General features: G+C 72.5%; 21 protein-coding genes. 7 read left to right on the forward strand and 14 right to left on the reverse strand.

Going from position 1 to position 22,814, the window contains the following annotated elements; genetic code table 11:
- Nucleotides 1-19: 19 nt before the first annotated feature.
- Nucleotides 20-874 carry a hypothetical protein gene (locus tag SRB17_RS13675; protein WP_153539595.1) on the reverse strand — a complete coding sequence of 285 codons (855 nt, stop codon included), beginning with the start codon at nucleotides 872-874 and terminating at the stop codon, nucleotides 20-22.
- Between the two features lie 603 nt (nucleotides 875-1,477).
- Nucleotides 1,478-2,587: a ferritin-like domain-containing protein gene (locus SRB17_RS13680; RefSeq protein WP_153538436.1), complete on the reverse strand. Its 1,110-nt coding sequence runs from the start codon at nucleotides 2,585-2,587 to the stop codon at nucleotides 1,478-1,480.
- 123 nt (nucleotides 2,588-2,710) lie between these two features.
- Here SRB17_RS13680 and SRB17_RS13685 point away from each other — a divergent pair, with 123 nt between their 5' ends.
- Nucleotides 2,711-3,649, forward strand: coding sequence for an AurF N-oxygenase family protein (locus SRB17_RS13685; protein ID WP_153538438.1), 939 nt, complete (start codon nucleotides 2,711-2,713; stop codon nucleotides 3,647-3,649).
- Nucleotides 3,650-3,699: 50 nt separating this feature from the next.
- Here SRB17_RS13685 and SRB17_RS46285 read toward each other — a convergent pair whose 3' ends face one another.
- Entirely contained in the window at nucleotides 3,700-4,395 is a 696-nt protein-coding gene (locus SRB17_RS46285) for a peptidase inhibitor family I36 protein (RefSeq protein WP_228396067.1), read from the reverse strand.
- Nucleotides 4,396-4,720: 325 nt separating this feature from the next.
- Between SRB17_RS46285 and SRB17_RS13695 the strand changes: the two genes are divergently transcribed.
- From SRB17_RS13695 to SRB17_RS13705, 3 genes are all read left to right on the forward strand, one after another.
- Nucleotides 4,721-5,374 (forward strand): TetR/AcrR family transcriptional regulator, encoded by a 654-nt coding sequence (locus SRB17_RS13695; RefSeq protein WP_153538440.1) that lies wholly within the window; start codon nucleotides 4,721-4,723, stop codon nucleotides 5,372-5,374.
- 10 nt (nucleotides 5,375-5,384) lie between these two features.
- Entirely contained in the window at nucleotides 5,385-5,687 is a 303-nt protein-coding gene (locus tag SRB17_RS13700; RefSeq protein WP_323375451.1) for a hypothetical protein, read from the forward strand.
- 124 nt (nucleotides 5,688-5,811) lie between these two features.
- Complete coding sequence (locus SRB17_RS13705) at nucleotides 5,812-6,906, forward strand: C40 family peptidase (protein ID WP_323375454.1); 1,095 nt, start codon at nucleotides 5,812-5,814, stop codon at nucleotides 6,904-6,906.
- Here the strand turns inward: SRB17_RS13705 and SRB17_RS13710 are convergent.
- Genes SRB17_RS13710 through SRB17_RS13730 form a run of 5 tightly spaced genes read right to left on the reverse strand, consistent with a single transcriptional unit; the run spans nucleotide 6,879 to nucleotide 13,394 of the window.
- On the reverse strand, nucleotides 6,879-8,132 hold the full coding sequence (locus SRB17_RS13710; protein WP_153538442.1) for a styrene monooxygenase/indole monooxygenase family protein: 1,254 nt from the start codon (nucleotides 8,130-8,132) through the stop codon (nucleotides 6,879-6,881). The genes SRB17_RS13705 and SRB17_RS13710 overlap by 28 nt on opposite strands.
- Nucleotides 8,133-8,178: 46 nt before the next feature.
- On the reverse strand, nucleotides 8,179-8,838 hold the full coding sequence (locus SRB17_RS13715) for a GTP-binding protein (protein WP_323375457.1): 660 nt from the start codon (nucleotides 8,836-8,838) through the stop codon (nucleotides 8,179-8,181).
- Complete coding sequence (locus tag SRB17_RS13720; protein WP_153538444.1) at nucleotides 8,819-9,229, reverse strand: DUF742 domain-containing protein; 411 nt, start codon at nucleotides 9,227-9,229, stop codon at nucleotides 8,819-8,821. The genes SRB17_RS13715 and SRB17_RS13720 overlap by 20 nt, the downstream gene beginning before the upstream one ends.
- Nucleotides 9,226-9,759 carry a roadblock/LC7 domain-containing protein gene (locus SRB17_RS13725; RefSeq protein ID WP_153538446.1) on the reverse strand — a complete coding sequence of 178 codons (534 nt, stop codon included), beginning with the start codon at nucleotides 9,757-9,759 and terminating at the stop codon, nucleotides 9,226-9,228. Before SRB17_RS13725 ends, SRB17_RS13720 begins: the two co-directional genes overlap by 4 nt.
- Nucleotides 9,756-13,394, reverse strand: a complete 3,639-nt coding sequence (locus tag SRB17_RS13730) for a nitrate- and nitrite sensing domain-containing protein (RefSeq protein WP_153538448.1) — start codon at nucleotides 13,392-13,394, stop codon at nucleotides 9,756-9,758. The genes SRB17_RS13725 and SRB17_RS13730 overlap by 4 nt, the downstream gene beginning before the upstream one ends.
- A 372-nt stretch (nucleotides 13,395-13,766) precedes the next feature.
- Here SRB17_RS13730 and SRB17_RS13735 point away from each other — a divergent pair, with 372 nt between their 5' ends.
- A complete protein-coding gene (locus SRB17_RS13735) occupies nucleotides 13,767-14,555 on the forward strand; it encodes a protein phosphatase 2C domain-containing protein (protein ID WP_153538450.1) in 789 nt (262 codons plus the stop codon).
- A gap of 800 nt (nucleotides 14,556-15,355) precedes the next feature.
- On the opposite strand, the gene SRB17_RS13740 is transcribed toward SRB17_RS13735, so the two are convergent.
- Nucleotides 15,356-15,847 carry a MarR family winged helix-turn-helix transcriptional regulator gene (locus tag SRB17_RS13740; protein ID WP_416237052.1) on the reverse strand — a complete coding sequence of 164 codons (492 nt, stop codon included), beginning with the start codon at nucleotides 15,845-15,847 and terminating at the stop codon, nucleotides 15,356-15,358.
- 238 nt (nucleotides 15,848-16,085) lie between these two features.
- Here SRB17_RS13740 and SRB17_RS13745 point away from each other — a divergent pair, with 238 nt between their 5' ends.
- Nucleotides 16,086-16,928: a lysozyme gene (locus tag SRB17_RS13745; RefSeq protein ID WP_153538452.1), complete on the forward strand. Its 843-nt coding sequence runs from the start codon at nucleotides 16,086-16,088 to the stop codon at nucleotides 16,926-16,928.
- A gap of 208 nt (nucleotides 16,929-17,136) precedes the next feature.
- Here SRB17_RS13745 and SRB17_RS13750 read toward each other — a convergent pair whose 3' ends face one another.
- Nucleotides 17,137-17,343 carry a response regulator transcription factor gene (locus SRB17_RS13750; protein WP_153538454.1) on the reverse strand — a complete coding sequence of 69 codons (207 nt, stop codon included), beginning with the start codon at nucleotides 17,341-17,343 and terminating at the stop codon, nucleotides 17,137-17,139.
- Between the two features lie 197 nt (nucleotides 17,344-17,540).
- Between SRB17_RS13750 and SRB17_RS13755 the strand changes: the two genes are divergently transcribed.
- Complete coding sequence (locus SRB17_RS13755) at nucleotides 17,541-19,916, forward strand: SpoIIE family protein phosphatase (RefSeq protein ID WP_153538456.1); 2,376 nt, start codon at nucleotides 17,541-17,543, stop codon at nucleotides 19,914-19,916.
- A 1-nt stretch (nucleotide 19,917) separates the two neighbouring features.
- Here the strand turns inward: SRB17_RS13755 and SRB17_RS13760 are convergent, their stop codons facing one another.
- From SRB17_RS13760 to SRB17_RS13775, 4 genes are all read right to left on the reverse strand, one after another.
- The gene (locus SRB17_RS13760; RefSeq protein ID WP_153538458.1) at nucleotides 19,918-20,451 is read right to left on the reverse strand and encodes a hypothetical protein; all 534 of its coding nucleotides are present in this window, start codon (nucleotides 20,449-20,451) and stop codon (nucleotides 19,918-19,920) included.
- Between the two features lie 24 nt (nucleotides 20,452-20,475).
- Nucleotides 20,476-20,910 carry a DUF1153 domain-containing protein gene (locus SRB17_RS13765; protein ID WP_153538460.1) on the reverse strand — a complete coding sequence of 145 codons (435 nt, stop codon included), beginning with the start codon at nucleotides 20,908-20,910 and terminating at the stop codon, nucleotides 20,476-20,478.
- Nucleotides 20,911-21,017: 107 nt separating this feature from the next.
- On the reverse strand, nucleotides 21,018-21,614 hold the full coding sequence (locus SRB17_RS13770) for a hypothetical protein (protein ID WP_153538462.1): 597 nt from the start codon (nucleotides 21,612-21,614) through the stop codon (nucleotides 21,018-21,020).
- Nucleotides 21,615-21,810: 196 nt separating this feature from the next.
- A complete protein-coding gene (locus SRB17_RS13775; RefSeq protein WP_323375459.1) occupies nucleotides 21,811-22,761 on the reverse strand; it encodes a serine/threonine-protein kinase in 951 nt (316 codons plus the stop codon).
- Nucleotides 22,762-22,814 lie beyond the last annotated feature (53 nt).

The raw sequence follows: 22,814 nt of genomic DNA on the forward strand, positions 1-22,814 counted from the left end.
CCTGAGGGGAGCCGGGTGGTCAGCCGATGGGCGTGACCGCCTCGGAACGGACCTTGAGGGTGTTCCTCGCGGCCGCCTCCAGGTCGATGTCCGACGGGCTCTGCGACGCGAGCGGCGTGTTCACAGTGGCGACCGTGGCGCCCGTGTTGCCGTCGGCCCAGGCGCACATGGGCACGGTGAACTTCGTGCCCATCTGCTCCTGCGTCACCACCTCGCAGCTGATCGTCACGCCGCTCAGCTCGAAGTCTTTCGCGGGGACGGCGACCTTGGCGTTGCCGCCCTGGGCGGCGCCCTTCATCATGTTCCGGCGGGCCGCGTCGGTGTTCTTGAACCGGCCGTACATGCCCGAGACCACCAGGGTGCCCTTGGCCGCGTCGCCGTTCAGGTCGTAGGTGCCGACCACGCCGTGCAGGTCCTTGGCGTCCCAGGCCCCTTTGGCCTCGTCCTCGATCTTCTTGCCCTCGGAGCCGGACAGGTCCTGGGCGAGCCGGTACTTCCCGTCGAGCAGCGTCCGGGGCAGCGTGAGCTTGTTCTTCGCCTCGGGGAAGCCGCTCTCCACGGCCATCCCGAGCAGCACGAGCGCCACGACGACCGCCACGACGGCGCCGCCCACGATCCCGAGGATCAGCCCGACCCGCCGCTTCTTCGGCAGCGGGGCCATGGGCGGCCCACCCCAGCCCGGGTACGGCTGCTGGCCGTAGGACTGCTGGGGCGGATACGGGGAGCCGTACGGGCCGGGGGCGGCCTGCGGGGGCTGCTGGCCGTACGGCCCCGGGGCGGCCTGCGGAGGCGGGCCGTACGGGTTCGGCGGCTGCTGGGGGCCGTTGGGGTACGGCTGGCCGTTCGGGTACGGCTGCTGCGGCGGCGGAGGCATGGACACGCCGGAACGCTACTGCACCGGGGTGAACGCCCCGTTACTGCACCCGGGCGAAGAGCCCGCCGACTTCGGCCGCCGGCCGTCCGCCTCGACTGCCCGTCCCTCTCGCCTGCCCGTCGCCTCTGCCCTCTACCGCCCCAGCCACCCGACGCCCCAGCTCTCCGCCGCCCCGGCCGGCCGACGCCCCAGCCCTCCGACGCCCCGGCCGCCCGTCCGCCCCAGCTCTCCGCCGTCCCAGTCCTCCGCCACCACGATCACTTGTCCGCCCCAGCCACCCGACGCCCCAGCCCTCCGACGCCCCAGCTCTCCGCCACCACGATCACCCGCCGGCCCGCCACCGCCCCCGCCACCCGAGGCAACGGCCACCCGAGGCCACGGCCACCTGCCAGCCCCAGCTCTCGGCCGCCCCAGCTACCCGACGCCACGGCCACCTGACGCCCCAGCTCTCCGCCGCCCCGGCCGCCCGACGCCACGGCCACCTGTCCGCCCCAGCCCTCCGGCGCCCCAGCTCTCCGACGCCACGGCCACCCGACGCCCCAGCTCTCCGACGCCCCGGCCACCCGACGCCTCAGCTCTCCGACGCCCCGGCCGCCCGACGCCTCAGCTCTCCGATGCTCCCGACTCGATCGCCTCCCGCACCTCCGTGATCCGCTCCCGCTCCTCGGCGGCGAAGCGCTGGGCGTCCAGTTGTTCGGCCAGTTCCTCGTCCTGGGCCATCAGCAGATCCAGGCTGGCGTCCCCCATCTCGAAGACGCCCATGTCCACATAGGCCTGCTGGAGCCGCTTGCCCCACAGCCCGATGTCCTTGACGCAGGGCACGATCCGGCTGAACAGCAGCTTGCGGAACAGCTGGAGGAACTCGGAGCGCTCGCTCAGCGCCTCCGCCTCGGCCTTCGGGATGCCGAAGTTCTCCAGGACCTCCACACCCCGGAGCCGGTCGCGCATCAGGTAGCAGCCCTCGATGACGAACTCCTCGCGCTCGCGCAGTTCGGCGTCGGTGAGCTGCTTGTAGTAGTCCCGCAGGGCCAGCCGGCCGAAGGCCACGTGCCGGGCCTCGTCCTGCATGACGTAGGTCAGGATCTGCTGGGGCAGCGGCTTGTTCGTGGTGTCCCGGATCATCCCGAACGCGGCCAGCGCCAGGCCCTCGATGAGGACCTGCATGCCCAGGTACGGCATGTCCCAGCGGCTGTCGCGGAGCGTGTCGCCGAGCAGCGACTGCAGGTTGTCGTTGATCGGATAGACGAGCCCGATCTTCTCGTGCAGGAACCGGCCGTAGATCTCGGCGTGCCGGGCCTCGTCCATGGTCTGGGTGGCGGAATAGAACTTGGCGTCCAGGTCGGGCACCGACTCCACGATGCGCGCCGCGCAGATCATCGCGCCCTGCTCGCCGTGCAGGAACTGGCTGAACTGCCAGGATGCGTAGTGCCGGCGCAGCTCGCCCCTGTCCTTCTCCGTCATCGCGTCCCAGTACCTGGTGCCGTAGAGGGACATGGCCTCCTCGGGCGTGCCGAGCGCGTCGTACGGGTCGACCTCGAGGTCCCAGTCGATGCGGGTCCGCCCGTCCCACTGCTTGTCCTTGCCCTTCTGGTACAGGGCGAGCAGGCGTTCGCGGCCGGCGTCGTACTCCCAGCTGAACCGGGCGGCGCCGGTCGCGGGCACCTGCCAGGGGGAGTCACCGGGGCCGTTGGCGTACAAGTCATGGGTCGGCATACCTCGCAGGCTCACACGTAGACGTGAAGTCAACAAGTGGCGCGCAGGGGATTGACGGCCTTGCTGACAGGCAGTCTCATAAGAGACAGGACGACTACCCCCCGGTAACGAGGAGAGGGAGCCATGACGACCCTGACGGAAGCGGACGCGCTGGACGGTCTGCGCGATGCGCTCGGCCTGCTCAAGGACCGGGAGCAGGTGGCGGAACGGCTGCTCGTCTCCTCCGCCAAGCACTCCTTCGACCCGGACAAGGAGCTGGACTGGGACGCGCCCTTCGAGGAGGGCAAGTGGTTCTGGCCGCCGGAGCTGGTCTCGCTCTACGACACGCCGATGTGGAAGCGGATGAGCGAGGAGCAGCGGATCCTGCTCTCCCAGCACGAGGCGGCGGCGCTGGCCTCGCTCGGCATCTGGTTCGAGATCATCCTGATGCAGCTGCTCGTCCGGCACATCTACGACAAGGCGGCGACGAGCGCGCACGTGCGGTATGCCCTCACCGAGATCGAGGACGAGTGCCGGCACTCAAAAATGTTCGCGCGCCTGATCTCGCACGGCGGCACGCCCTGGTACCCGGTGAGCAGGGTTCACCAGAACCTCGGCCGCCTGTTCAAGACCATCTCCACGACCCCCGGTTCCTTCACCGCCACGCTGCTCGGCGAGGAGGTCCTCGACTGGATGCAGCGGCTGACCTTCCCGGACGAGCGGATCCAGCCGCTGATCCGGGGCGTGACGCGCATCCACGTGGTCGAGGAGGCGCGTCACGTCCGGTACGCCCGTGAGGAGCTGCGGCGCCAGATGGTGACGGCGCCGAAGTGGTCCCAGGAGTTCACCCGGGTCACGTCCGGCGAGTTCGCGCGGGTGTTCTCGGTCGCGTTCGTGAACCCCGAGGTCTACACGAACGTGGGGCTGGACAAGCGGGAGGCGATGGCCCAGGTGAAGGCGAGCGGGCATCGCCGGGAGGTCATGCAGACCGGCGCCAAGCGGCTGACCGACTTCCTGGACGACATCGGGGTGCTGCGGGGTGTGGGGCGACGGCTGTGGAGGTCGTCGGGGCTGCTGGCGTAGCAGCCGCCCCGACTCCTCAGCGCGCCCCGGGCAGGCTCATCGCCCGCACGTCAGCGCTGGACCTCGAAGACGTCGACCTTGTCGTTCCAGTCGCCGCCGCCGGGGTAGCCCAGATTCTTGAGGTTCGACCAGCCACCCGGGGGGATGAGGTCGCGCTGCCGGTCGTCCAGCGGCCACGAACGGGAGTCCCAGAGCCTCGCGGTGCCGTAGTTGAGCGGCCAGCGGGCCACCCAGTAGTAGACCGAGCTGAGCTGGTCGCGGAATCCGTAGTCGGCGAGGTTCTTCTTGCCGTCGCTGGAGAACTGCAGGCGCCGGCCCTTGTAGTCGGCGTCCGCGTACAGGCACCAGTAGTCGGAGGCGCAGTTGTCGCGCGGGTCGGAAGCGGCCGCGAGCCTGGCGGCCCTGAGGCTGTCCTTGCGGACCTTGGCGGGCAGAGCCGGGTCCTTCAGGGACTGCGCGTCCGTGTCGTAGCAGTGGAACTCTCCGCCGGGGAGTTCCGTGCAGATGTTGGCGCCTTCCCAGGACTTGGCGAGGTTGATCTTCCGCCCGTCGTACTCGGCGATCACCGGCTTGACCGGGTCTGCCGTCGGCTGGTCCGCCGTCGGCTCGGCGGTGGGCTCCTGGGTGGCCGTGGCCGGCGGCTCCGCGGTGGGTTCCGCCGCGTGCGCCACCGGGCCGGTGCCCAGCAGGAGGGTCCCCGTAGAGGCCGCCGCCAGGAGGGCGGAGGCAAGAGATCTGCGTATCAAGAGAGTTTCTCCACAGTGGTCGGAGTGGTAGAGGACGCCGAGGTCCTGGCGAAGCCGTCGAGACCGTTCCCCCGGTCGCCTGCGGACTGGCGTACACGGCGCCGGAGTGGTCAAGATCCGTCGCGCGCATGATCACTTTAGCCGTGGATACGAGGCATGTGACAACAGGCAATTTCGCTCGCAGTTGACCGAAAGACACCCGTACGGCGCCGGCGCGGCGGCCCACCCGGCCGGGATCGCTCGCCGCGGAATTGCGGTGCGCCTTCGGGCCGGCCCCGGCCGTCGCCTGCGCCCCCGCACGCCGGCGGCGATTAGGCTTCCCGGCATGACCCCGTCCGCCGCCACCCCCGCCTACCGTCGGCTCAGTGTCGAGGAGCGGCGCAGCCAGCTGCTCGGCGCCGCCCTGTCGCTCTTCGCCCACCGTGCCCCCGAGGACGTGTCGCTGGACGACGTGGCGGAGGCCGCCGGAGTGTCGCGCCCCCTGGTGTACCGGTACTTCCCGGGTGGCAAGCAGCAGCTGTACGAGGCCGCGCTGCGGTCGGCCGCCGAAGAGCTCCAGCTGTGCTTCGACGAGCCGCGCGAGGGCCCGCTGCTGCCCCGCCTGTCCCGCGCCCTGGAGCGCTATCTGAGCTTCGTCGACGAGCACGACACCGGCTTCAGCGCGCTGCTGCAGGGCGGCAGCGTGGTGGAGACCTCGCGGACCACGGCCATCGTCGACGGGGTACGGCGGGCCGCCGCCGAGCACATCTACGGCCACCTCGGCGTCGCCGAACCCGGCCCCCGGCTGCGCATGACCGTCCGGACGTGGATCACGGCCGTGGAGGCGGCCTCCCTGATCTGGCTGGACGAGGACAAGCAGCCCCCGGTGGAGGAGCTGCGCGCCTGGCTGGTGGAGCAGTTCGTGGCCGTCCTCACGGTCACCGCGGGCCGGGACCCGCAGACGGCCGCCGTCGTCGGCGCGCTCGGCGAGGAAGGCTGAGACTGGAGCGGTGAAGAGTCAGGACACCCCCTTCGAGGGCGGCCCCATGGACGGGCGCGTGCTGCCGGTCCTGCTCGGGCCCACCGGGCACCCGCCGAAGACGTACCGCATCCCCGTGCCGGACCCGGACGGCGGCCCGCCCACGGTGCTCGTCTACCGCCGGGTGCCCAGGGGGCACAGCAAGAGGCTGGGCCTGATCCAGGGGTGGAAGTACCGGTACGACCCGGACGACACCTCCGGCGGAAGGCTCCGGTGGCCCTGGTCGAAGCCGGCCGCCACCCCGCCGGGCGAGCCGGACGACACGAACGGGTGACAGGCGTGCGCCGAACCGCGCACGCCGGGCGCGCGCCCCGCACGGATACATCTGATTATCGCGGTGCCATAGGAGGCGACCAGCCCGCCCGCCGGGAGTCCCTCCCCGCATCCGAGGTGATCACGTGTCAGGAATGCTTCTGCGCCTGGCCTGTACGACCGCGCTGGCGGCCCAGGCCGTCCTCGTGCCCGCACCCGCCGCGGCCGCACCGGACCCGCAGCGGCCCGGCGCGGCTCCACAACGGCCCGTTGCCGCTCCGCAGCGTCCCGCGTCCCAACTGCTGACGGACCTTCAACAGCTGTACCGCCAGGCCGAGAAGGCCACCGAGACCTACAACGCCACCGCCGAGAAGCTGAAGCGTCAGCGCGCCGAGGTGTCCCGCCTCGACGGCCGGCTGGCCCGCGCCCGCCTCGCCCTTCAGGACAGCCGCAGCGACGCCGGCCGACTGGCCCGCGGGCAGTACCAGGGCACCGGCGGCCTGGGCCCGTACGCCCGCCTGCTCCTCGCGCCCGATCCGCAGTACGCGCTGGACGAGGGCCATGTCATCGGCGAGCTGGCCCGCGCTCAGGCCCGTACGGTGCACCGGCTGACCGCCACCGAGAAGCAGAGCGACGCCCTGGCCCGGGCGGCCCGCAAGGCCCTGGACACCCAGCTCACCCTCGCCGACCGGCAGCGCGAGCAGCGCGACGACGTGCAGAAGAGGCTGGACGACGTGACTCGGCTGCTGGCCTCCCTCACCCCGGCCCAGCTGTCCGCGGTCACCGCGCTGGAACAGCGGGGCGTCACCGCCGCCCAGCAGAAGCTGGCCACCTCGGGCTCCCTCCCCGCGGCCCGCCGCGCCTCCCCCGAGGGCGCCCGCGCGGTCCGCTACGCCATGGACCAGCTCGGCAAGCCGTACCGGTGGGGCGCGCAGGGCCCCGACTCCTACGACTGCTCGGGCCTCACCACCCAGGCCTGGGAACACGCGGGCAGGACCATTCCCCGCACCAGCCAGGAGCAGTGGCGGCGGTTGAAGAGGATCCCGCTGGGCGAACTGCGGCCGGGTGACCTGGTGGTGTACTTCCCGGACGCGACCCACGTGGCCATGTACGTGGGCGCCGGCAAGGTCGTACAGGCACCGAGACCGGGAGAGAGGATCCAGATGTCACCGCTGGCGTCCAATCCGGTACTCGGTGCCGTACGACCGGATGATCAGGCCCCGGTCACCGAGGCCAGGTAGGCGGCCGTCTTCTCCGGCTCGTAGAAGAAGTTCTCGAAGTCGGAGGGGTCGTTGAACGCGTTGGCGAAGCGGTCGGCCACGGGCTGGAGCTGGCCGGCCGCGCCGATGAGGTTCAGGATGTGCTCCGGCGGCGGCATGAGCATCGCGTTCGTCCACTTGGTGACGTGCTGCGCGGTGTTCCAGTACCGGTCGAAGGTGGCCTGCATCCACTCCTCGTCGAACGGCTTGTCACCGTGCTCCAGGATCGAGGCGAGGTACGCGGCCGCGCACTTGGAGGCCGAGTTGGAGCCCTGGCCGGTGATCGGGTCGTTGGCCACGACGACGTCCGCGACGCCGAGGACCAGCCCGCCGCCGGGCAGCCGGCCGATGGGGTTGCGCACCGTCGGGGCGTAGCGGCCGGCCAGCGTGCCACCCGCGTCGGTCAGTTCGGCCTTCGTCGCCCGCGCGTACTCCCAGGGCGTGAACTTCTCCATGAGTTCCAGGGTCAGGGAGAGGTGCTCCGCCGGGTCCTTGACGCCGTTGAAGACGTCGAGCGGGCCGCCGGGTATGCCCTCCCAGAACAGGATGTCGGCGCGGCCGGACGTGGTGAGCGTCGGCATGATGAACAGCTCGCCGACTCCGGGCACCAGGTTGCAGCGGACCGCGTCGAACTCCGGGTGCTCCGGGCGCGGGCCGAGCCCGTGGACGTACGCCACCGCGAGTGCGCGCTGCGGCTCGCTGTACGGGGAGCGCGAGGCGTCGCGGCCGAACATCTGGACCAGCTCGCCCTTGCCGGCCGAGATCAGGACGAGGTCGTACGTGCGGGAGAAGTAGTCGAGGTCGCCGACCGCCGCACCGTGGATGACCAGCTGGCCGCCGCGCTGGGCGAAGGTCTCCATCCAGCCGGCCATCTTCACCCGCTGGTCGACCGACTGCGCGTACCCCTGCAGCCTGCCCACCCAGTCGATGGCCCGCTGGGTGGGGCCGGGGTCGTGCGAGCCGGGGGCCGCGACCGAGACGCCGAGCCCTTCGATCTTCGGGGCCTGGGACTCCCAGAAGTTCAGCTGGAGATCGCGCTCGTGCTGCAGTGCCGTGTGGAACATGCACTGCGTCGACATGACCCGGCCGGTGCGGATCTCGTCCGCGGTCCGGTTCGACATCAGGGTGACCTCGTAGCCGTGCGACTGCAGGCCGAGGGCGAGCTGGAGACCGGACTGGCCGGCTCCGACGACGAGTATCTTCCGCATGCGGGTGGGGACTCCTAACGGGTACTGCTCAGGGACTACTCGGGGACTACTCGGGGGTTTCGTCCAGCGCGTGGCCGACCAGGGACAGCAGCGTCTCGATGACCGAGATACGGCGCCGCGCGTCCATGATCATGACAGGGACGTGCGCGGGGATCGTCAGCGCCTCCCGTACGTCCGCCGGCTCGAACAGCTCGCTGCCGTCGAAGTGGTTGACCGCGACGACGTACGGCAGTCCGCAGCTCTCGAAGTAGTCCAGCGCGGGGAAGCAGTCCTTCAGCCGGCGCGTGTCGGCCAGGACGACCGCGCCGATCGCGCCGCGCACGAGGTCGTCCCACATGAACCAGAACCGCTGCTGGCCCGGCGTGCCGAACAGATAGAGCACCAGGTCGTCGTCGAGCGTGATGCGGCCGAAGTCCATGGCCACGGTGGTGGTGAGCTTGCCCGGGGTGGCGGTGAGGTCGTCGGTCTCCTCGCTCGCCTCGGTCATCAGCGCCTCGGTCTGCAGGGGCGTGATCTCCGAGACCGCGGTGACCAGGGTGGTCTTGCCGACACCGAAGCCTCCCGCCACGACTATCTTCGTGGCGACGGGGGCGCGGGTGCGGTCCGTCTGCCAGGACCTGAGGTCCTCGTCGGGCTCGGTGAATCCGGCGACGAGAGGGGTGCCTCCGACGGCGGAGGCGGCGGTGTCAGAGACGACGGAGTCCACTCAGCACCCTTTCCAGCAGCGCGCGGTCCGGGCGGCCGGTGCCGTGACCGGTCCCGGTGCCGTACACACGGATCTTTCCCTGGTCCGCGAGGTCGCTCAGGAGCACGCGGACCACGCCGAGCGGCATCTTCAGCAGCGCGGCTATCTCGGCCACCGTGCGCATACGGCGGCACAGTTCGACGATGGCCCGCATCTCCGGCATGACCCGGGTGGTGAGGGCGCCGTTCGTCAGTTCCTTGCGCTCCTCCGGGGCTTCGAGTGCCGCGACGAACGTCTCCACGAGGAGGACGTGGCCGAAGCGGGTGCGGCCGCCGGTGAGCGAGTAGGGGCGGACGCGGGCGGGTTTGCGGTCGCCGCCGCGCACGGGGAGATGCTTCGCGGTGCCGCTCATCGGGCGCTCCCCGCCGACTCGGCCTCCAGGGACTTGCGCAGCTCGCTGCGGAGTTCCGGGGTGAGGACGTGGCCGGCGCGGCCGACGAACAGCGCCATGTGGTACGCGACCACGCTCATGTCGCACTCGGCGCTGCCGTGCACGCCGAGCAGCGAGCCGTCGCTGATCGACATCACGAACAGGCTGCCCTCCTCCATCGCGATCATCGTGTGCTTGACGCCGCCGAAGGCCATCAGCTTGGCGGCGCCGACGGTGAGGCTGCCGATGCCGGAGACGATGGTGGCCAGGTCGGCGGAGGAACCCCTCGGGCCCTTTGCCGGCCGCTTGTCGCGGGATGCGGCGATGGGGGTCCCCCCGCGCGAGTGGGTTCGAGCGTGGGGGAGGGTGGGGTCGGACGACAGGAGCAGCAGGCCGTCCGAGGAGACCACGGCGACGGACTGGATGCCGGGGACTTCCTCGACCAGGTTGGTCAGCAGCCAGTGCAGGTTGCGGGCTTCACTGCTCAGTCCATACGTACTGGGCGCGGTCAACTGCTTGCCTCCTCGGCTGTGCCCCCCGTGGCTGTTTCGGTACGTGCTTCGATCTCTGCCTCTACGTCGCGGTAGCCGGCCTGGGCGCCCTGGCGGAAGCCGCCGAGCCTCCTGCGGAGGGCTTCGGCGTCGATGCTCGCGGTGCGCTGGCGGGGTGGGGCGGCGGGTGCGGTGATCTTGGGTGTGCGCTTGGGGAGGCCCTTGCTGGTGAGCTGTTCCTCCGGGTCGGCTTCGCCTTCGGCGGGGATGTCGGCCCCACCCGCACCGCCCGTGCGGCTGTCGTCGTGGGGCGCGGGTGGCCCCTGCGGGGCGCGTCCGACGTCGGTGGCCGACGGGCCCGTGGGCTGCGCCGTGAGGTCCGGGAGCAGCAGTTCCATCGTCGACTCGGCGAAGGTCTCCGCCGGGGCCTTCGGGCGGGTCTCCGCGTCCTGGGCGACCGGCGCGGCCTGCTCGTGCACCGCCTGCTCCACCGAGCCGCCGGTCACCCCCCGCCCGCCGCCGAAGGCATCCCACACGTCATCCTCGGCCGAACCACCGAAGGCGTCCCGCACGTCGCGCTCCGCGCCCTCGGCGAAACCGCCTGCGCCACCCGGAACCACGTCCCCGGCCGAACGATCGAAGGACCCCGAAGCCGCATCCTCGGCCGAACCGCCGGCGGCATCCCGCACCGCGCCCTTGGCCGAACCACCGAAGGCATCCCGCACGGCGTCCTCGGCCGAACCGGCAAAGGACTCCCGCCCCGCACCCCACGCCGAACCGCCGGCGTCATCCCGCACAGAATCCCCAGCCGAATCACCGAAGGCATCCCGCCCCGCACCCCCGGCCACACCGCCGAAGGACTCCCGGACCGCATCCTCGGCCGAACCACCGGCGGCATCCCGCACCGCGCCCTTGGCCGAACCGCCGAAGGCATCCCGCACGGCGTCCTCTGCCCAACCGCCGGTGACATCCCGAACCGCATCCCCAGCCACACCGCCGAAGGACTCCCGAACCGCATCCCCCGCCGGACCGCCGGTGACATCCCGTACCGCATCCCGCGCCGGACCGCCGGTGACATCCCGTACCGCATCCCGCGCCGGACCGCCGGTGACATCCCGTACCGCATCCCGCGCCGGACCGGCGGCGGCATCCCGCGCCGCATCGCCGGCCGAGACGGCGAAGGCGCCGCTCGCCGGGTCCTTCGCCGAGGCGCCGAAGGTGTGCTGCGGCTCACCGGCCGGTTCGGCGGAGGCGGGCTGGTCGGTGAGCGTGCCGAAGGCGGTGCCGGTCTCGCCCGCGGGAGTCTGTACCGGGCCGGCGGGCTCGTCGGGCGGAGTGTCGGCGGCGCCTTCCGTGACCGGGTTCCCAGAAGCGTTCCCCTCCGTCGTACCGCCGGAGGCAGCCGCTCCCCTGACCGCCTGCTCCGCCAGGGCGACCAGCGGGTCGGTGTGCTTGGCGCGGCCGTGGAGGACGTTGGAGTTGACCTCGGCGTCGGCACCGGGGAGGGAGAAGCTGCCCGTGCCGCTCAGGGACGAGGTCTGCGGGGGCAGGGCGGTGGGCGGGGCATCGCTGAGGAGGGTGGCCGGGAGGACGACCACCGCGGCGATGCCGCCCTGCTTCTGCTCGCGCAGGTGTACCCGGACACCGTGGCGGTGGGCGAGGCGGGCGACGACGTACAGGCCGAGGCCGAGGCCGGCGTCGCCCTCGTTGTCGTAGTGGGTCTCGGGGTCGAAGCCGGCCAGGCGGGTGTTGAGCAGGTCCAGGCGGTCGGCCGCCATGCCGATGCCCTCGTCCTGGACGGAGAGCATGACCTCGCCGTTCTCCAGCAGCCATCCGGAGACCTCGACGGGCAGGTCCGGCGGGGAGAACGACGAGGCGTTCTCCATCAGCTCGGCCAGCAGGTGCGAGAGGTCGTCCGCCGCGAAGCCCGCCACGTGCGCGTGCGGGGGAAGCGCCGCGATACGCACCCGCTCGTAGCGCTCGATCTCGCTGACACCCGCCCGGACCACGTCGACCAGCGGCACCGGGCCGTGGTGCTGCTGGACGTGCTCGGCGCCGGCCAGGACCAGGAGGTTCTCGCTGTGACGGCGCATGACCGTGGCGAAGTGGTCGAGCTTGAAGAGCGTGGCGAGGCGGTCCGGGTCCTGTTCGCGTTCCTCCAGGCCCTCGATGACCGCGAGCTGGCGCTCGACCAGGCCGAGGGTGCGCAGGGCCAGGTTGACGAACGTACCGCCGATGCTGGTGCGCAGCCGCTCCAGCCGGTCGGCGGACCGCATCAGCTCGGCCTGCAGGGCCTCGCGGGCGTCGGCCATCTTCTGGCGCTGGCCGATCAGGTGCTTGCGGTCCGTCTCCAGCGTGGACACACGCTCGTACAGGGCCGCCGCGTGCGCGTGCAGGGCGTTGACCGAGCGGACGACCTGGGCGAACTCGTCGTTGCGGCCGGTGAAGGTGATCGGCTCCTGGGCCGCCGGGTCCTCGGACTGAGCCAGGCGGGCCGAACCGCGGCGCAGCACCGACAGCGGGCGGGTCAGGGTGCGGGCCATGGCCGTGGCGAGGCCGACGGCGACCAGCATGAGCGCGCCGAGCACGGCGATGCGGATCTCCAGCGCCGCGACGTCGTCGTCGCGGAGCTTCGCCAGGTCCTTGGTGCGGTGGTCGTAGAGGGCCGATTCCGCGCCGCGCATCAGGTCGACGCGGGCGGACAGGGCCGCGTCCAGCTTCTTGGTGCTGGTGGTCAGCTCGCTGTCGGCCAGTGTCGGCTGGTCGGTGAGCGTGGCGAGGTGCTTCTCCGCCGAGTTGACGTCGGAACCGGTGACCGTGGAGTCGTAGGAGTCGACGGCCGTCTTGGGCGCGGTCGCGCGGAAGTCCGCGAGGGCGGCGTCGGCGCGCAGCCGGGCCTGCTGGGCGGCGGCGGTCAGCTGGTCGCGCTGCTTCCGGTCGGCCGCGGAGGTGGTGGAGGTCGTGGTGGGCAGGCCGGTGACGGGGTTGATCACCGTCCGGGTGGAGGACGGCACGTTCAGCGCGGCGAGCAGCAGGCCGCGGGCGGCGGCGGACTGCTGGACGGCGGTGTCCAGCTCGGCGAGCGCGTGGGCGCCGGAGCCGGCCCGCGGGGGCGTCCGGTCGGCCAGCTGCTCGGCGAGCCGGTGCAGTTCGGTGATGGCCGTCGAGTACGCCTGGTGGGCCTGGAGGGCCGTGGTCTTGCCGGTGAGGGCGGCCCGGCGGACGGCGGCGATGCCGTCGAGGTCGCCGCGCAGGCTCGCCGGGGTGTCGTCCTCGGCGCGCAGGTCCTCGACCTGGCGGTCGACGCGGGCGCTGCGGTCCTCGGCGGGGGCCTTGGACTCGGGGCGGCCCGCAGCGATGTAGGAGGTGACCTCGTCGCGCTCGTCGGCGAGGGAGTTCGCGAGGGCGAGGGCGTCCTGGGTGCGGCCGGCCAGCGTCACCAGGTCCTGGGAGTCGCTGACGTCCTGGGAGGCGGTGAGCAGCGAGGGCGCGCCGGCTCCCGCGACGGCGGCGGCCACCACGGCGACGGCGACGATCAGTCGGGTGCGCACATGGGTGGGGCGGCCGGTGCCCACGGGGGTCTGCGGTTCGGTCCCCGTGGGGGCCGTCTGCCTGCCTGTGCGCCGAGGCCGCTTCTTCTGCACCGGTGCTCGCATTCCTGAACTCGACTGGCCAAGGACCCGGGTGGCGTCCCGTCATCTCGGTGCCAAGTGGTGCGTACACCCGGTTGGTACGGTTCCCGACCCTCCCAGCGCCGGTGGGCAGTGGTCTCGCATCACCTGACCCGCCACCCGAAGGAGTGAACATCGGAGGGGAGTTGGCGGGCAAGTTCCTCCGGCGCGTGCGGCGCCCTGGTGCGGCATGCCGGTTGGACGAGCGGGACAGGCTTTGACAGTATTCGCCGCCACGCCTTCCCGGAGTGGATCATTCCACCTCAAACCAGGCGGCTGACCTGCGGGGTTGTTCCAATTCGGCGGCGACTGCCAGACTTTGGCGAATCCTGTGAAGAGCTCGTGCAGACTGGCTGGATGCGAACTGATCTCGTTTCGGAACCCGGCGACGCGAACCGACCCAACGAGGACTTCGCCGGTGTCGGACTACCCGCCTCCGGACAGGGTGGTTGTGTGATCGTCCTGGACGGAGTGACTCCGCCACGAGGTGAGACGGGGTGTCTGCATTCCGTTCCCTGGTTCACCGCGCGGCTGGGTGGCGCGCTGACCGAACTGACCGTTTCGAGCGGAGATCTGACGCTCCCGGAGATTCTGTCGCGGGCGATCGGCCGCACGGCCGGGGCCCATGTGCAAACCTGTGAGCTTTCTCACCCGCGAACCCCCCAGGCGACCGTCGCCGTGGCCCGCTGGTCCGCCGAGACCGTCGAGTACCTGGTGCTCTCCGACTCCGCGCTGCTGCTGCAGGGCACCGACGGGACGGTCACCCCGGTCCTCGACGACCGGCTGGCCCGGCTCCCGCGCTCCGCGCTCGCCACCGACGCCCTGGTGGACGCCACCCTGCGCAACAAGGAGGGCGGTTTCTTCACGGCCGCCGCCGATCCCTCGGTGGCCGCCCGCGCGGTCACCGGCACGGTGCCGCGGGGCGAGGTCCGCGCCCTGGCCGCGCTGACGGACGGCGCGACCCGCTGGACGGAGAAGTTCCGCGAGGGCGACTGGCAGGCCCTGTTCGAACTGGTCGCCAAGGAGGGCGCCCGGTCACTGGTGGACCGGGTACGGCAACTGGAGTCCGCGGACCGCGAGGAACGGGCGTTCCTGCGACGCAGCAAGACACACGATGACGCGACGGCGGTGTACGTGGAGCTTTGACCCCCGCGCCGCTTCGGCCACGAGCGCGCGCCGCCTTCGGGCGCGAGGGGGCATGGGCTCCGGGTGCGTGGGCGCGTGGGCTGCGGGTGCGAGCGCGCGCCGGCTCGGGGTGCGAGGGGGCATGGGCTGCGGGTGCGCGGGCGCGCGGCTCGGGGTGCGAGCACGCATGATTCGCGGTCCGAGCGTGCATGGGCTCCGGGCGCGAGCGCACGCCGGCTCCGTCTACGAGCGCACGCCAGCTGCGGGTATGAGCACACGCCCCCTCCGACGTGAGCCGCCCGGCGGCTCCGGCTGCCGACCCCTCGCCGACGCCGGCCACCAGCCCCCGTCGACTCCGGCTCCGGGTGCGAGCGCGCACGGGCTCCGGGCGCGAGCGCACGCCGGCTGCCGACCCTGAGCCGCCCGCCGTCCCCGGCTGCAGACCCCTCACCGACGCCGGCCACCAGCCCCCGTCGACTCCGGCTCCGGATGCGAACGCGCACGGGCTCCGGGTCCGAGCGCACGCCGGCTGCCGACCCTGAGCCGCCCGCCGATCCCGGCTGCAGAACCCCCACCAACTCCGGCCACCAGCCCCCGTCGACTCCGGCTCCGGATGCGAACGCGCGTGGACTCCGGGTCCGAGCGCACGTCGGCCGCGACCGTGAGCCGCCCGCCGATCCCGGCTGCGGAACCCCCACCAACTCCGGCCACCAGCCCCCGTCGACTCCGGCTCCGGGTGCGAGCGCGCGCCGCCGTCGACCCCGGCTGTGGGCCCCCGCCGGGCCCCGGCGGTGAGCCCCCTGCCCGCCCCCGCCCCCGCCCTACTTCTCCATGACGCCGTTCAACTGGTTCAGGAGTCGGGCGAGTTCGGCGACCTCGGTGCGGTCCCAGTGGGCGAGCTGCCTGACGTAGCGGGCGCGGCGCGCCTCGCGGACCTTGCCGACCCGGCCGCGCCCCTCCTCGGTCAGGGTGACGAGCCAGGCACGGCCGTCGGCGGGGTCGGGTTCGCGGGCGATCAGGCCCAGCTCCTCCAGGGCGCGCAGCTGGCGCGACATGGTGGCCTTGCCGACGCCGATGTAGGCGGCGAGTTCCGTGGCCCGCCGGCCGCCGCACTCGTCCAGCCGGATGAGCAGGCCGTATGCGGAGGACTCCAGGTCGGGATGGACCTCGCGGGCCATCTCGCCCTGGCTGGCCCGGGCCCGCCGAAGCAGCACGGTCAACTCCCGTTCCAGTGCCAGGAATTCCTGGTCTGCACCACTGGGCGTCATCTCCTGGGCGCCGCGATGAGCGTCGCCGTTTCCGTCCTCGTGCACGTCAGCACCCCTGCTCGGTTTCGCGGTCCTGAAAGTTTCTGCCAAAAGTCGTCATTGCCGCAGCTCTGTAAGTATTTCGCAGGGCTAGACCAACGGCGGCGCCCGGACCCCCTTCCCACGCCGTCATCTACGTGCGTAGCTTCTTTACCAGGCAATGAATGGCATGCCCACGCCAGTGCGGCATCCCGGTACACGGTCACAGCCACGTTCTCCCCACCCCGCTCCCCGGAGGCACGTCATGCCCGTGCACAGACCCGGCTCCGACCGCTCAGCCCGCTCCCTCCGCCCGCGCCCCCTCGCCATCCTGGTCACGGCCCTGCTCGCGGCGCTCTCCCTCACCCTCCCGCTCACCTCCGCCCACGCCGCGACCACCCCCAGCCGCGGCTCCGCCCACATGGGCATGGGCGTCCTCGCGCACGACGGCCAGGCCGGTGCCCCCACCTCCGGTGACGTCACCCAGACCGAGGGCGTGGACGTCGCCGGCTACCAGGGCAACGTCGCCTGGTCGACCCTGTGGAACAGCGGAGTGCGCTGGGCGTACACGAAGGCGACGGAAGGCACGTACTACACGAACCCGTACTTCGCCCAGCAGTACAACGGCTCGTACAACGTGGGCATGATCCGCGGCGCCTACCACTTCGCGACCCCGGACACCACCAGCGGCGCCACCCAGGCGAGCTACTTCGTCAGCCACGGGGGCGGCTGGTCGCGCGACGGCAAGACGCTGCCCGGCGCGCTCGACATCGAGTGGAACCCGTACGGCGCCGAGTGCTACGGCAAGACCGCGAGCCAGATGGTCAGCTGGATCGCCGACTTCATCAACACCTACCACTCGCTCACCAGCCGCTACCCCGTGATCTACACGGCGACCAGCTGGTGGAGCGACTGCACCGGCAACTACGGCGGCTTCGCGGCGAACAACCCGCTGTGGATCGCCCGCTACGCCTCGGACCCGGGGACGCTGCCGGCCGGCTGGTCGTACTACACGATGTGGCAGTACACGTCCTCCGGCCCGACCGTCGGCGACCACGACAAGTTCAACGGGGCGCTCGACCGGGTGCAGGCCCTCGCCAACGGATAGTGCCGCACCCTCCCGGCCGGGGGTCCGGGGGTCGCCCCCGGACAAGCACAGCAACGGGGCGCTCGACCGGGTACAGGCCCTCGCCAACGGATAGTGCCGCACCCTCCCGGCCGGGGGTCCGGGGGTCGCCCCCGGACAAGCACAGCAACGGGGCGCTCGACCGGGTGCAGGCCCTCGCCAACGGCCGAGCCCGCCGAACGCTGAGCCCTCACAGACCCAGCGAGATCGCGATCCGCGTCAGCTCGGCCATGCTCGTGTGGCCGAGTTTGGCGCGGATGCGGCGCATATAGGTGTCCACGGTGTGCCGGGACACACCCATGGCACGGGCCGTCTGGAGATAGGTGTGGCCCGCCGCGACATGCCGGAGCGTCTCCAGTTCGCGGTCGGTCAGCGGCCGGGCCGTGACGCCAGTCATCGGGGTCCTCTCTGTTGTCACCCCCCAGCAGGATGGGTAATGCCGGAATAAGGGCATTTGTCTCCTTCACGCCAGGACACCCCCGACCGGTTGCGGACGACCGCGGATTTCTTGCCGCGGCCCTGCGTTGGTGCTCCGCGCCGCCCGGGATCATGCTGGTCAGGAGAGCCTGCCGAGCAAGGGCGAGATGAGCGGCGATGGAGCGACCGGAGCGACAGTCGACGTACACGGCCACGGCCACCATCGATGAGCAGGGCATCCTCACGGGGTGGAGCGAAGGCGCCGAGCTGCTGCTCGGCTACGACTCACCGGCCGTCGTCGGACGGCCCGCCACCGCGCTCCTCGCCACCGACTGCTCGGCGGCCCGGCGGATGCTCGCCGGCCGGGACCGCTGGAACGGCACCGTGCCGCTGCGGCACCGCGACGGCCGACTGCTGGAGCTGGGCGTGCTCGCGCACCGCCGGACCTCGGACACCGGGGCCACCGACTGGCTCGTGGTGAGCGCCGTGACGGCACGCGCGCAGCCGCCCCGGGGCGAACCGCTGGAGGAGTGGACGTTCCTTCAGTCCCCCTTCCCGCTGGCCATCTTCGACGCCGAGCTGCGGCTGGTGCGCGCCAACCGGCGGATGGAGCACGCCCTCGCCCTGCCCGAGGCCGCGATGCGCGGGCTGCGGCTGCCGCACATCGTGCCCGGCACCGCGAGCGAGGATGCCGACCGGTCGATGCGGCTCGCGCTGGAGACCGGCCGGCCGCAGCAGGTCCCGGACCGGCTCGGCGCGGAACTGGGCCGTGGTGCCGTGCTCACCCCGCTGAAGGACGCCGACGCCCGGGTGCGCGCCGTCTGCCTGTCCACGCAGACGCCCACCCAGCACTCCGCCGCCCGGCAGCGTCCGTCGGCCGAGAGCGACACGCGCGTGGGCGCGGCCGCCGACCAGGCCCGCGCCGCGCAGGAGCTCGGCGAGGTCACCGTTCCCCGGCTCGCCGACGTCATGGCGGTCGACCTGCTCGACTCCCCCCGCGCCGCGGGCGAGGAACCCGCCCCGCGGCAGGGCCCGGTCGTCCTGCGCCGCGCCGCGCTGCGCGTCGTACCCGAGGGCGTCGGACCGGCCTACGGCAGCGGCATCGGCGAGGCGGTCATCTGCCCGCCGGCCTCCCCTCCGGCCCGGTCTCTGACGGCGGGCCGGCCGCTGCTGTACGACACGGCGGACCCGCTCGTCGCCGAGTGGGCGGCGGTGGACCCGGGGGCGGCGTGGCTGCGCGCGTCCGGGGCGTGCTCGCTGCTGGCGGTGCCGCTGCTCGCCCAGGACAGCACCCTCGGGGTGGCGCTCTTCGGGCGACGCCCCGACCGGGAGCCGTTCGGCCCGGAGGATCTGCGGCTGGCCCAGGAGTTCACGGCCAAGGCGGCCGCCGGCATCCGGCAGGCCCGCTCCTACACCCGGACCCGCACCACCACCATGGCCCTCCAGCAGAGCCTGCTCCCGCACACACTGCCCGACCAGGCGGCCCTGGAGATCGCCACCCGCTATCTGCCCGCCGCGACCGGGGCCGGGGTGGGTGGCGACTGGTTCGACGTGATCCCGCTGTCCGGGGCACGGGTGGCGCTCGTCGTGGGGGACGTGGTGGGCCACGGGATCCGCGCCTCGGCCACCATGGGCCGGCTGCGCACCGCCGTACGCACCCTGGCCGACGTCGATCTGCCGGCCGACGAACTCCTCACCCACCTCGACGACCTGGTGCTGCGGCTCGCCGCCGACGAGGGCAGCACGGACCCGACCGCCGAGACCGCCGGCGGCATCGGCACCACCTGTCTGTACGCCGTCTACGACCCGGTCTCCCGCCGGTGCACCCTGGCCCGGGCCGGCCATCCGCCGCCCGCCGTGGTCACACCGGACGGCGCCGTGCGCTTCCTGGACGTGCCCGCGGGCCCGCCCCTCGGGCTGGGCGGGCTGCCGTTCGAGGCCATCGAGGCCGAACTGCCCGAGGGCAGCCTGCTCGCCCTGTACACCGACGGGCTGTTCGAGGCCCGCGAGCACGACATCGACGAGGCGCTGGACAAGATGTTCGCCGCGCTCGTCCGGCCCGCGCGGTCACTGGACGCGGTCTGCGACCACGTGCTCACCGAGCTGCTGACCCATCGCCCCGACGACGACATCGCCCTGCTCGTCGCCCGCACCCGGGTCCTGCACGAGGACCGGGTCGCCGCCTGGGAGCTGGAGAACGACCCCGAGGACGTCGCCCGCGCCCGCCGCCTCGCCTGCGACCAGCTGTCCGCCTGGGGCCTGGACGAGGCGTCCTTCCCCACCGAGCTGATGGTCAGCGAGCTGGTCACCAACGCCATCCGCTACGGCCGCCCGCCCATCCAGCTCCGGCTGATCCACCAGGACGCGACCCTGATCTGCGAGGTGTACGACTCCAGCGGCAGCACCCCGCACATGCGGCGCGCCCGCATCTTCGACGAGGGCGGCCGGGGCCTGCTGCTGGTCGCCCAGCTCGCCGAACGCTGGGGCACCCGGCACGACCGGATCGGCAAGACGGTGTGGGCCGAGCAGTCGGTCGCCGCGGCCACCGGCTGACTCAGCCGCTGCCACCGTCGCCCCCGCGGCCGCCGTTGCCGCCGGTCTCGCAGCCGACGCCGAGACAGATCCCGCCGTTGCCGCCCCGCCCGCCGTCGCCGCCGTCGCCCGTGCCCACGGCGGCGCCGCCGTTCCCGCCGTCGCCGCCGTTGGCACTGCCCGAGCAGACGCCGACGCAGATCCCGCCGTCGCCGCCCTTGCCGCCGGCCCGGCCCGGTGTGCCGGCCGTGCCGTCGCCGCCGTTGGCGCTGCCGTTGCAGAGCCCGGCGCAGATGCCGCCGCCCGCGCCCTTGGTGCCGTTGACGGTGCCGTTGCAGTTGCCCGCGCAGATCGAGTCGGCGATGCGGACGCTGCCGTTGCCCACGTGGATGCCGCCGTGGCCCGGATTGACGCTGCCGACGCCGGGCGGGCCGCTGCCGGATCCGCCGCCGACGGGGCCGGTGCCGGCCATCGCGGCCGGGGCCATGGCGCCCCCGGTGATCATCACGGTCGAGACCGCGAGGCCGATACCGAATTTCCAGGAGTTCCTGCGCATGCGGGTTTCCTTTTTCTCGATTCCTCAGGAAGATTCCGGTTGCAGAAATGCGAGCCAGTCGCCGTTCAGGAGCTGACGCTCCCACGCGCTGATTTCCTTCTCCGCAATCCTGTACTTCTTGGCCGCGTCGGACCGGGTCACCCGGCCGGTGAGCACGGCCAGCGCGATCCGCGCCTTGTCCAGCCGGGAGAGCTCCGACGTCGGTTTGTCGGGCAGGTCGCGGAGCGAGAAGCAGCCCGGCTTGCCGGGTTTGCCGGGCTGACCCGGCCGGCCGGGCGCGCCGCCCTTGCCGCCTTCGCCCCCCTCTCCGCAGTGGCCGGCCCGGTGGGCCAGGGCCGTGTAGCCGGTGGGGGCCGGGGCCGTACGGGTCGCTGCCTGGGCGCCGCACGCGGTGACGGTGACGAGAGCCACGGAGGCCGCCGCGAGGAGGAGCGGACGCCGGGACGGGCTTGTGAACATCGGGGTCTCCGATTCGGATCGAAGGCTGTGAGGTGGGGGGTTCCGGGGTGGAGGCCTGGGCGGCCTCCACCCCGTCGACAGTCGGAGGAGCCGGTCGCGGGAGACCGTCAGAAGAGGCTGGCGCCACCGGCCCCGCCGGACCCGCCGGCGCCGCCGAACAGGCCGCCGAAGCCGCCCTTGCCGCCCTTCCCGCCGCTACCGCCCTGGAAGACGCTGTTGCCGCCCTTACCGCCGTTGCCGCCCTTGCCCCCGATGAGGGTGCCGTCGCCACCGCCACCGCCGCTGCCGCCGCCACCGCCGGAGAGGACACCGAAGCCGCCGGCACCGCCGTCGCCGCCCTTGCCGCCGATGACGCCTTCGCCGCCACCACCGCCACCACCGCCGCCACCACCGGCCAGGAGGCCGTCGCCGCCCTTGCCGCCCTTGCCGCCGTCACCGCCGGTGCCCAGCACGCTGCCGCCGCCGGAGCCGCCGGCACCACCGCCGCCGCCGACCAGGCCGCCACCGCCGTCACCACCGGCGCCACCGGCGCCGCCGCCGTGGACGAAGGCCACCGTGGACGTGGGCATAGGGGCCGCCGTCGCGCCGGCCACGGGGAGGAGGACACCTCCGGTGACCAGCGCGGCGGAGGCGGCGAGGGTCGCGAAACGGAGTCCGCGGCGCTTCGGACGGGCGTCGTCGTGGATCTGCGCGTTACGAGTCATGAGCTTTCTCCCAATTACTGTGAGGATTTCCCGAGAGGATCACCGGAGGATTTCCGTTTCCCTCGGACCGCCTCATTTCCGTTCCGGTGAGGCCGTGCTTCAAGTAGGCCCGAACGGGAAATCGGGGTCACGTTCCGAGGACTCGGGACTTGACGCCCTCACAGGCGTCGGGTAAAGCCCGCGTAAGCGGCGCGGATCAGCCGAGGAACGGCCGGGCCCAGGCCGGTGGGTCCGGTGGCGGAACGCGGTCCACCAGGGTCGGCGTACGACGGCGGGACACGTGCTCGGCGACGGCCGCGCGCAGCGCCACGACGAACTCCAGGCAGGTGCCGTGACGGTCGTCCGGGGCCTTCGCCAGGGCCTTCTTCAGCACGTCGTCGGCGGCGGCCGGGATGTCCGGCCGCTGCTCGCTGAGCGCCGGTGGCGGGTCGTACTGGTGGGCCCACAGCAGTTCGAGCTGGTCCTCGCGCCGGAAGGGCGGGGCGCCCGTGAGCATCTCGTGGACCACACAGGCCAGGCTGTAGAGGTCGGCCCGGCCGTCCACCGGTCGCCCGGCGATCCGCTCGGGCGCCACGTAGTCGAGGGTGCCGACGAACTCCCCCGCGGAGGTGAAGCCGGTGAGCGACAGCGACTTCTTCGCCAGCCCGAAGTCGGTGAGGTAGACGTGCTCGGGGTGATCACTGTCGACGACCTCGGCGACCAGGACGTTGCCGGGTTTGACGTCCCGGTGCACCAGGTCGCGCGCGTGGGCCGCGTCCAGGGCGGAGGCCAGCTGGGCCGCGATGCGCAGCGCGACCGGCACCGCCAGCCGGCCCTCCCGGTCGATCAGGGCGCGCAGGTCCTGCCCGGAGACGTAGCACATGGCGATGAAGAGGACCCCGTCGAACTCGCCGGCCTCGAAGACGGGGACGATGTTGGGGTGGTCGATGGCGGCGGCCACCCGGGACTCCTGGGCGAAACGGCGGCGGAAGGCGTCGTTCCTGGTGTACTCGGGGGCGAGCAGCTTGAGGGCGACGGTCCGGCCGAGACGCAGGTCCCTGGCGCGGTAGACGACGGCCATGCCACCGCGACCGAGCTCGCGCTCCACCTTGTAGCCCGCGATCTCGGCCCCGATCAGACCGGAGGGGGTCTCGGGGGGCCAACTCACGCCTGAATTCTACCGAGTCATCCGTTCATGGGCACATGCCGGAGACCCCGTAC

It is taken from the genome of Streptomyces sp. RB17, from assembly GCF_009604455.1.
GTDB lineage: Bacteria > Actinomycetota > Actinomycetes > Streptomycetales > Streptomycetaceae > Streptomyces.